This window comes from Vibrio sinaloensis DSM 21326, assembly GCF_000189275.1.
Taxonomy (GTDB): domain Bacteria; phylum Pseudomonadota; class Gammaproteobacteria; order Enterobacterales; family Vibrionaceae; genus Vibrio; species Vibrio sinaloensis.
The window spans coordinates 1-8,586 of sequence record NZ_AEVT01000028.1; the positions used below are offsets into that span (position 1 = coordinate 1).

An 8,586-nucleotide genomic window follows, 5' to 3' on the forward strand; every position below is an offset into this window, starting at 1 on the left:
TTTTTTTATATCTGTCGTAGTTCGGCTTCAGCGAAAATAGGTGCGTCTATTACCCGATTAAAATCGGCTTATGGTTATTCGTCAAACGCTTCGTACTCAATGCCCATTTCTTCCATCAGCTTTTTCACTTCGGCTGGAATATCATCTGGGCGATCTTTTCTCAAATCTTCATCGGTCGGTAATGGCTGGCCTGTGTATGCATGCAAAAAAGCTTCACATAACAGCTCACTATTCGTCGCATGGCGCAAGTTATTAATCTGACGACGTGTACGTTCATCAGTTAATACCTTCAATACTTTTAAAGGAATCGAAACGGTAATCTTCTTTACTTGTTCGCTTTTTTTTCCATGCTCAGCATATGGGCTTATGTATTCGCCATTCCAGTCTGCCATTGCGCACCTTATATAATTTATTGTGGTTAAGTCAGTAATCCATAATTTTAGCGGTATTTATAGCCACAAGCAAAGACATATAGACGTCTAGAAGTGTTGACGTCTCTAAAAATGAGAAGTAAAGTGGAAGAATATGGAGTTGGAATAACATATATCTAACATTAGCTAGGTATACCGTATTCCCTACAAGTTGTCATCACTGTTCGCAAGGAAACACTTATGAGCGCCCGTAAGCCAGCCACCATTGCAGTACGAACTGGAATTGAATCAGATACACAACACCACGCTGTCGTGCCACCTATTTATCTCTCAACGAACTATGGTTTCCCGGCATTTGGTGAAGTCCCTCAGTATGACTACACGCGCTCCGGCAATCCTAACCGAGGCTTACTCGAAACGGCTCTGTTTGAATTAGAATCAGGCAAAGGTGCGGTGGTGACAAACTGTGGTACCTCAGCTCTGAATCTTTGGGTATCGGCTTTTCTAGGCCCAGAAGACCTCATTGTTGCTCCTCATGATTGTTATGGGGGGACTTACCGCCTATTCAACACTCGCGCCAATAAAGGGGATTTCAAAGTCAAGTTTGTCGACCAGTCAGATGAACAAGCTCTCGAAGCCGCTATCGCGCTCAAACCAAAACTCATTCTTATTGAAACGCCATCGAACCCGCTCGTTCGTGTGGTTGATATTCGTAAAGTGTGCCAACAAGCGCAACAAGTTGGCGCGTCAGTCGCTGTCGACAATACGTTTTTGACTCCTGTGTTCCAAAAGCCATTAGAGCTAGGCGCCGACTTTGTTATTCACTCCACAACGAAATACATTAATGGTCACTCTGATGTGATTGGAGGCGTGGTGATTACAAAAGATGAGCAACATGCCGAAGAACTCGCATGGTGGGGAAATTGTATTGGAGCAACTGGGACACCATTTGACAGCTATATGACACTCCGTGGCATCCGAACCTTAGGTGCTCGAATGAAGGTTCATGAAGACAGTTCAGCGCAAATCCTTAGCTACCTACAAACCCAAGAGTTGGTTGGCACTATCTATCACCCAAGCCTTCCACAGCATCCTGGCCACGAGATTGCGAAAAAGCAGCAAAGTGGCTTCGGCTCAATGCTTAGTTTTGAGTTTGCAGGCAGTTTTGCTCAATTAAAACATTTTGTCGGTCAGCTTGAACTGTTCTCTTTAGCAGAGTCTCTAGGTGGGGTGGAAAGTTTGATTTGCCACCCAGCTTCAATGACACACCGAGCCATGGGTGAGGAAGCGCTAGCAGAAGCTGGGGTCACTCAGCAGTTACTTCGCTTATCCGTTGGACTTGAGGACGCCGATGATCTCATCGCAGACTTAGAACAAGCATTTGTTTCGGCGAAAGGAGAACAATAATGACAGCGCCACGCCAACTCCATAAATTCGGCGGAAGTAGTCTAGCCAACCCTGAGTGCTATCGTAGAGTGGTCGATATTCTTAAAGAGTATTCTTCAGACGAAGACCTTATTGTCGTCTCTGCAGCAGGCAAAACCACCAATCGACTGATCGAGTTTTTGGAAGCGCTCAACAAAGATGGCCGCCTTGCTCACGAAGTACTTCAAAGCTTACGTCAGTTCCAAACCTCGCTTATTGAAGATCTACTTGGCAGTGAAGCACAAAGCCATTTGTTAGCAACGCTCAATGACGAGTTTTCTACATTGGGCGAATTAACTGCGCCTCTTTCGGAAGCAGACAAAGCAGCAGTCCTCGGTCACGGAGAAGTTTGGTCTTCTCGCCTACTCGCCGCCTTACTGAATCAGAATGACTTACAAAGCGTTGCCCAAGATGCTCGCGCGTTTTTACGTGCTGAAGTCGGCACTCAACCAGAAGTTGACCGTGGAAGCTCTTACCCATTAATCAAAGAAGTCCTTGCCCAACATCAACATCACCGATTGGTCGTAACCGGCTTTATGGCGCAGGATGAAGCAGGTCAGACTGTGCTTTTAGGTCGTAATGGATCCGATTACTCCGCAACTGTTATTGGTGCGCTAGCGGAAGTCTCTCGCGTCACTATCTGGAGTGATGTTGCAGGCGTTTACAGCGCAGATCCACGCTTAGTCAGTGATGCGTGTTTGTTGCCTTTGCTAAGGCTGGATGAAGCCAGCGAACTCGCTCGTTTAGCGGCTCCAGTACTCCACAGTCGAACCTTACAGCCTGTGGCCCAAAGTACCATGGACCTGCATCTTCGCTGTAGCTATGAGCCTGAGTCAGGCTCAACGCGAATTGAACGAGTACTCGCTTCTGGGCGCGGTGCAAAAATCGTTTCCTCGCTCGACGAAGTGTTGCTTATCCAACTTAACTTCAATGCAGGGCATGATTTTGCTCGCTTAGAAAAAGAAGTGCTCTCAGGATTAAAGCGCGCTCAGCTTGAACCTTTGACCTATGAAATTCAAGACGATCAAAACTCATTGCGTTTAGCTTACACAGCAGAAATTGCAGGTGGTGCTCTGGAGTATCTTCAAGATGCGGCCATCGATGCTGAGATAAAGCTGAAGGAAGGCTATTCGCTGATTGCAGCAGTCGGCGCTGGGGTAACCAAAAATGCCAACCACTGCTACGGCTTTTATCAAAAACTCAAGTCATCACCAGTCGAGTTTATTTCTGAGTCCCAATCGGGGTTAAGCTTAGTCGCCGTTTTACGTCGCACAGACACTTCACCCTTAGTCAAGGGCATTCACAGTCAGTTATTCCAAGCACAGAAGCGAGTTGGCATCGCCTTGTGCGGTAAAGGTAATATTGGTGCCAGTTGGCTTGAGTTGTTTGCAGAGCAAAAAAGCGATCTGGAGAAACGCCGCGGGATGAACTTTGAATTGGTCGCCGTCGTAGACAGCCAAACTTACTGGTTTAACCCAAATGGCATTGATGCCACCTCCGTAAGTAATCACTTCAGCGAAGAAGCCGTTGAGTACCAGCCTGGCGAATGGATCGAGAAGCTGGGAGCGATCCAAGGCTATGATGAGGTTGTGGTTCTCGATGTTACTGCAAGCAAAGAGCTCGCAAATCAGTATTTAGCCATCGCAGAGCAAGGGATGCATTTGATTTCGGCTAATAAAGTGGCTGGTTCAGCCTCAAGTCAATACTACCACCAAGTGCAAGACGCATTTGCCAAAATTAATCGTCATTGGCTCTACAATGCAACTGTTGGGGCAGGCCTGCCAATTAACCATACGGTACGCGACCTACGTGAAAGTGGTGACGACATTCAAGCGCTTTCAGGGATTTTCTCCGGCACGCTATCTTGGCTATTTCAGCAGTATGATGGCTCCGTCCCCTTCGCAGAGCTGGTTGATCTTGCATGGCAACAAGGTTTGACTGAACCCGATCCGCGCAGTGATCTCGATGGATCAGATGTCATGCGTAAACTGGTGATTTTAGCGCGTGAAGCGGGTTTGCATATTGAACCAGAAGCTGTGAAAGTCGAAAGCTTAGTGCCAGAAGAGCTTTCAGAGCTCTCTTTAGATGAATTCTTAGATAAGAGTCAAATACTCAGTGAACTGCTCGCTGAGCGTCTTGAGAAAGCTCAGCGAGAAGACAAAGTGCTCCGCTATGTCGCACGACTTGAGAAAAATGGCAAGGCAACCGTGGGCGTCGAAGCGCTAAGCAAAGAGCATGCACTGGCTAACTTGCTCCCTTGCGACAATATCTTTGCGATCGAGAGTAAGTGGTACAAAGACAATCCACTTGTGATTCGCGGCCCTGGAGCGGGAAGAGAAGTCACATCAGGCGCCATACAATCGGATCTCAACTTACTTTCAAGTCTACTTTAACTGTTATGGGCTGCCTTATAGGCAGCCTTTTCTTTAGTCTAGCCAAGATAACAAAAGCCACCATCGATGTTACGTTCGGATTTCACATTGAGGATCACTCATGATCAACTTGAAAAAAATTCATAATCACACTGTTGACATTAAACCGCATTCAATTCATTCTGTGGACATATAGACGTCTAAACGTCGATTTAAGGATTAGTATTTTAGTGAGCAGAGTTGCCACATGGAGAGAGTAAGATGGGATACACGCACGCAGGTCATATCGACGCACTAAACCAAAACATCGCTGAGCTTTCTGACAACATCAATGTGTCGTTTGAATTCTTTCCACCGAGCAGTGAGAAAATGGAAGAAACGCTTTGGAATTCTGTACATCGCCTAAAGACTCTCAAACCTAAGTTTGTTTCTGTAACCTACGGTGCTAATTCAGGTGAGCGTGATCGTACACACTCAATCATCAAAGAAATCAAAGCAGAGACAGGTCTAGTTGCAGCACCTCATTTAACTTGCATTGACGCGAGCCGTGATGAGCTCATCCAAATCGCAGATGACTATTGGAACAACGGTATTCAAAGCATCGTGGCACTACGCGGAGATATTCCACCGGGCGGTGGCAAACCTGACATGTATGCCTCTGACTTGGTTCAACTCTTAAAAGAGCGCCATGATTTCGACATCTCAGTCGCGGCTTTTCCTGAAGTTCATCCAGAAGCCAAGAGCGCTCAAGCTGACTTGCTTAATTTGAAACGCAAAGTCGACGCAGGAGCAAATCGCGCTATCACTCAGTTCTTCTTCGATGTTGAAAGCTACTTACGTTTCCGTGATCGTTGTGTTGCGGCCGGAATTGATGTTGAGATTGTGCCTGGAATTCTACCAGTATCTAACTTCAAACAGGCGTCTCGATTTGCTGCGCAGAATAATGTAAAAGTCCCGAGCTGGATGGCGAAACAATTTGAGGGTCTGGATGATGACCCAACCACGCGTCAATTAGTGGGGGCGAGTCAAGCTATTGATATGATCAGAGTACTGAGTCGTGAAGGGGTTAAAGACTTTCATTTCTACACTTTGAACCGCGCTGAAATGACCTACGCGCTATGTCACACCTTAGGTGTTCGACCTAGCAATTAGCTATAGTTCCCAATAAAAAAGGTTGGCACTGCCAACCTTTTCTAATTCGATTCAAGCAAAGGGTTACTCTACTTCGTCCATTTTACCTAGTAGGTTACGGATACGGTCCTGCCACGCAGCATGCTCTTGTTGCATCTGTTGTGCTTTCTGTTCAAGCTCTTCGCGGTTCGAGCGAAGTTCATTCGCTTCTTCTGCTAGCTTTTCTTTCTCTTCTTTCAGTTCTTCAACTTCCATCTGTAGCAGAGAAATAGTGTCTACTGCAGTTTGGATTTTCGCTTCTAGTTGTTCTAGTACTTCAAAAGACATCTTAGCCTACCTTTGGTTATTCGTGTATGTGGAGGTCACTCCACTCAATTCCTTCATTCTACTCAGCCAGAGAATGATAAACACGCCCTATATTCGATATTTTGCACCATTCGGTCAAAAAATCAGCACACCTTGACAATACGCTGACGGAAAGCGATCGATAAGGCGAAATTCTGCAAACTCTACGCTGTTTTGATCGAGTTCAATTCAAATCGCACGAAATGGCAAACGTTTTCTTTTGGTTGTGTTAGAATCCTGCCGATTTTCTCATTCCCCATACTTTGGAGTCATCATGAAACGCGATTTAGCAATGGCATTTTCACGAGTTACAGAAGGCGCAGCTCTAGCAGGCTACAAATGGCTAGGCCGCGGCGATAAAAACGCTGCTGACGGCGCAGCGGTAGAAGTAATGCGCACCTTACTCAACAAAACCGAGATCAGTGGTGAGATTGTCATTGGCGAAGGCGAGATCGATGACGCACCCATGCTTTACATCGGTGAAAGTGTCGGTATTGGCGGAGATGAAGTTGATATTGCAGTTGACCCAATCGAAGGGACGAGAATGACGGCCATGGGCCAGTCTAATGCGTTAGCGGTACTTGCTGCTGGCGAAAAAGGCAGCTTCCTTAAAGCGCCAGATATGTACATGGAAAAGTTGGTTGTTGGCCCTGGAGCGAAAGGGTGTATTGACTTAAACAAGCCGCTTAAAGAGAACTTAGAAAACATTGCTACCGCGCTCAACAAGTCATTGGACACATTAGTCGTCATCACCTTAGCTAAGCCACGCCATGATCAAATTATCGCAGAAATGCAGGCAATGGGTGTCCGTGTTTTTGCTGTGCCAGATGGCGACGTGGCAGCTTCAATTTTAACGTGCATGCCTGATAGTGAAGTTGACGCGATGTACTGTGTTGGTGGCGCACCCGAAGGTGTTGTTTCTGCTGCAGTCATTCGCGCATTAGACGGAGATATGCATGGTCGTTTACTTCCTCGTCATGAAGTCAAAGGTGATAGTGAGGAAAACAGAATCTATGGTGCTGCTGAGCTAAAACGTTGCCAAGAAATGGGTGTAGAGGCCAATGTTGTCTTAACTATGGAAGATATGGCACGCAGTGATAATGTCGTGTTCTCTGCGACGGGAATCACCAAAGGTGATCTTCTCGATGGGATCTCCCGTCAAGGTAATATTGCCACAACGGAAACGCTATTGATCCGAGGTCGTTGCCGTACCATTCGCCGCATTAAATCTACTCACTACCTGGAACGCAAGGATCCAGAAGTGAGAGATATCATCCTATAATAAAAATGGTCAGCAATTGCTGACCATTTTTATTTTCGCTCGATGCAAACTCGATTTTTACCTTGCGCTTTAGCTTGATAGAGCAAGCCGTCAGCCTGGCGGATGCCTTGAGTTATCCATAGGTGGCGATAGCTCTCATAACAATGACTACGATATATCACAGCACCTGCTGACATCGTTAGAGCACAGTCTTCTCCTGTTGAGGGCAGACGGTAGCCTTGTAAGCTTATCTGCTGCTGTGTACGCTCAAAGATAGTTGCGATGAGTTGGTCAGATTCACCGGATATTGCGACGACAAACTCTTCTCCGCCAAACCTGGCGACAAGATCACATTGACGAGTGCTGTCAGTCATCAATACGGCTATATGACGAAGTGCCTGGTCTCCAACTTCATGACCATGCAAGTCGTTAAATTGCTTAAAGTCGTCGATATCAAACACCCCAATCCCAAGAAAACGCTTTTCTTCCATAGCGAGCAGTGCATGTTCAAACCCGCGGCGATTCGCAAGACTCGTAAGAGGATCATGCATCGCCAAATACTGCAATTTAACCTTCGTTCGCTCAGAGTGGCGAAACCAAAGCACGCCAGTAAAACACAAATAAACTAAAAGCAGCAAAGATAACTGCTCTCTTTTGTAATCTAATATATGCCAGATATGTACACTCTCAGGCTCATCGACACTCAAATACAGGCCTGTCGGCTCACCTTGAAACATCAGGGGTGAAGAGAACGTAAAGCCTAATAAATCTTGGTTATTCTCACCAGGGTAGCTAGCAAGGTAATAACCCGAATCTACGTCCTCAAGTAAGCTATCTCGATAGCTGTCAATTGCAAGCACTCCTTTAAACTCACCATCAATGTATATGCCGCGAGTAACCGTGATAACCTTCTCTCCCGTTAAATAGTCTTCATAGTCTCCTGTAAACACAACCTTATCGTGTTGGTCGTTGATACTGTGACGTACTGTATTGATCCAGTAGGGTCTATTAAGCACAACATTGTCGAAGGTGTCACCCTTAAGAGCTTGAGCAAATTCTTTTGGGGAAGAGATAATAAATTTGTCTTTAGATAAGAAATAGATTGATGAGATTCGTTCAATAGCTTGAGCGAAGTAAGCCATTGACGGCGCGATAAATAAACGGCGATAAGCTTCTTGGTACAACTCATCATTAGGATCACACATATTTTCTGGGCCAGAAAAGAGAAAATCATAATCTTCTCCAGATTGGCTTACTCCACCAAAATTGCAGGTTGCTCCTTTAAGGTCAATAGTATGAGGAAGAACATAATGTTCATTCTGCAATGGATAAAGCACAGAGATACTATACTCAAGCGCATTGATTACTTGTGTTAGTTCTTCAAGTGCACGCTCGACCCTTTGCTTTTCTTGTTGATACTCAGACTTCGAAGCCCCAGTAGAATCAACGAGCAGTAGTGCTATAGACAGTAGAAGAAAGACTGTAATCCCTGCAAATGATTTGCTAACTCCTATTTTGTTTCCCTCTATCACGAATTCACCCGAATATGAAAATAGGTTAGTATTTTATCAGGATGGTGTACTTTTTCTAGATAGAACGAAGAGGTATCAATTCTTTAATACTTTAGTTGCAGTTACAGGCTTTGATGCGAAAACATGTTGTTCATTCTGCAGGGCTAAAA

At 45.6% G+C, this 8,586-nt stretch carries 7 protein-coding genes; 4 read left to right on the plus strand and 3 right to left on the minus strand.

Features of this window, described 5'->3' with window-relative positions; genetic code table 11:
- Positions 1–74: 74 nt before the first annotated feature.
- Positions 75–392 carry a met regulon transcriptional regulator MetJ gene (gene metJ, locus RH45_RS05960; protein ID WP_008074972.1) on the minus strand — a complete coding sequence of 106 codons (318 nt, stop codon included), beginning with the start codon at positions 390–392 and terminating at the stop codon, positions 75–77.
- A gap of 219 nt (positions 393–611) precedes the next feature.
- Here metJ and RH45_RS05965 point away from each other — a divergent pair, with 219 nt between their 5' ends.
- The 3 genes from RH45_RS05965 to metF all read left to right on the plus strand — a co-directional run bounded on the left by RH45_RS05965 (position 612) and on the right by metF (position 5,320).
- A complete protein-coding gene (locus RH45_RS05965; RefSeq protein WP_008074974.1) occupies positions 612–1,778 on the plus strand; it encodes an O-succinylhomoserine (thiol)-lyase in 1,167 nt (388 codons plus the stop codon).
- Complete coding sequence (locus tag RH45_RS05970) at positions 1,778–4,189, plus strand: bifunctional aspartate kinase/homoserine dehydrogenase II (RefSeq protein WP_008074975.1); 2,412 nt, start codon at positions 1,778–1,780, stop codon at positions 4,187–4,189. The genes RH45_RS05965 and RH45_RS05970 overlap by 1 nt, the downstream gene beginning before the upstream one ends.
- Before the next feature lie 240 nt (positions 4,190–4,429).
- Positions 4,430–5,320 (plus strand): methylenetetrahydrofolate reductase, encoded by an 891-nt coding sequence (metF, locus tag RH45_RS05975; RefSeq protein ID WP_008074978.1) that lies wholly within the window; start codon positions 4,430–4,432, stop codon positions 5,318–5,320.
- A gap of 63 nt (positions 5,321–5,383) precedes the next feature.
- Here metF and zapB read toward each other — a convergent pair whose 3' ends face one another.
- Positions 5,384–5,626, minus strand: a complete 243-nt coding sequence (zapB, locus tag RH45_RS05980) for a cell division protein ZapB (RefSeq protein ID WP_008074980.1) — start codon at positions 5,624–5,626, stop codon at positions 5,384–5,386.
- Between the two features lie 292 nt (positions 5,627–5,918).
- On the opposite strand from zapB, the gene glpX reads away from it, so the two are divergent.
- The gene (gene glpX / locus RH45_RS05985) at positions 5,919–6,926 is read left to right on the plus strand and encodes a class II fructose-bisphosphatase (RefSeq protein ID WP_008074981.1); all 1,008 of its coding nucleotides are present in this window, start codon (positions 5,919–5,921) and stop codon (positions 6,924–6,926) included.
- A gap of 29 nt (positions 6,927–6,955) precedes the next feature.
- On the opposite strand, the gene RH45_RS05990 is transcribed toward glpX, so the two are convergent.
- Positions 6,956–8,437, minus strand: coding sequence for a sensor domain-containing diguanylate cyclase (locus RH45_RS05990; protein ID WP_008074983.1), 1,482 nt, complete (start codon positions 8,435–8,437; stop codon positions 6,956–6,958).
- Between the last annotated feature and the right edge of the window lie 149 nt (positions 8,438–8,586).

Coding starts and splice junctions, on each gene's coding strand:
- metJ (WP_008074972.1), bottom strand. CDS start 392: ATGGCAGACTGGAATGGCGAATACATAAGCCCATATGCTGAGCATGGA.
- RH45_RS05965 (WP_008074974.1), top strand. CDS start 612: ATGAGCGCCCGTAAGCCAGCCACCATTGCAGTACGAACTGGAATTGAA.
- RH45_RS05970 (WP_008074975.1), top strand. CDS start 1,778: ATGACAGCGCCACGCCAACTCCATAAATTCGGCGGAAGTAGTCTAGCC.
- metF (WP_008074978.1), top strand. CDS start 4,430: ATGGGATACACGCACGCAGGTCATATCGACGCACTAAACCAAAACATC.
- zapB (WP_008074980.1), bottom strand. CDS start 5,626: ATGTCTTTTGAAGTACTAGAACAACTAGAAGCGAAAATCCAAACTGCA.
- glpX (WP_008074981.1), top strand. CDS start 5,919: ATGAAACGCGATTTAGCAATGGCATTTTCACGAGTTACAGAAGGCGCA.